1 protein-coding gene is annotated in these 887 nt (G+C 38.0%); it reads right to left on the bottom strand.

Features of this window, described 5'->3' with window-relative positions; genetic code table 11:
• A partial coding sequence (locus tag BABA_RS12815) for a PCRF domain-containing protein (RefSeq protein ID WP_007085615.1) occupies window positions 1-715 on the bottom strand: 715 nt, incomplete at its 3' end.
• Window positions 716-887 lie beyond the last annotated feature (172 nt).

Raw genomic sequence — 887 nt, 5'->3', positions numbered from 1 at the left:
TCACATCAGCATCACGAACTTCAACTTCAATTGAATCATCCAGTTCTGGCATCACGTCTACTGAAGTAAATGAAGTATGACGACGATTAGCAGAATCAAATGGCGATATGCGAACTAAACGATGAACTCCTTTTTCGCCGCGCAAAAAACCATAAGCATTTCGCCCAACAAAACGAATGGCTACTGATTTAAGTCCAGCAACATCTCCATCTTGATAGTCCAAAATTTCTACTTTAAAGCCATGCGCTTCACCCCAGCGGGTATACATCCGCATGAGCATTGAGCCCCAGTCCTGCGACTCTGTTCCACCAGAACCTGGATGGATTTCAAGTACCGCATTCATGTGGTCATAGGGTTGATTAAGCATGATTTCGAGTTCGTAAGATTCAATTTTTTGACCAAGAGCTGTGGTCATCTCTTCTAATTCGACTTGCATGTCTTCATCAGCTTCTTCCTGAAGCATTTCAAGCATGGTTTGAGCTTCTTCAAGCATGTTATTCATGGCTTGATAATTGTCGTATTTTGCTTTTAAAGCATTTGATTCGTCAATTACTTTTTGAGCCGCTGCTTGATCATTCCAAAATTCAGGCTGCGCCATATCATTTTCTAATAAAGCAATTTCTTCTTCCAAACGGTCAAGATCTAAGGAGTCACGAAAGCCATTAATCTTCTCGCTATATCCTTCAAGTAACTTTCTAATTTCTGATAATTCCATAGTTGCATTATACCATATTCACCGCCTATAAGCCTAACCTAAGCTATTCAATAGAAAATGGACTTAAACTTTTTTATAATAGGAATCTCAAAAATTATATATTAGATAGAATTACTGACACATGCTATAATTTGACTATGACTAAAAAAAGGATGCTTTTTCTTATGCCAAT

It is taken from the genome of Neobacillus bataviensis LMG 21833, from assembly GCF_000307875.1.
In the GTDB taxonomy this organism is placed as follows: domain Bacteria; phylum Bacillota; class Bacilli; order Bacillales; family Cytobacillaceae; genus Neobacillus; species Neobacillus bataviensis.
The sequence above is the reverse complement of the archived record's forward strand: the minus strand, read 5'-3'. Positions and strand labels throughout refer to the sequence as shown.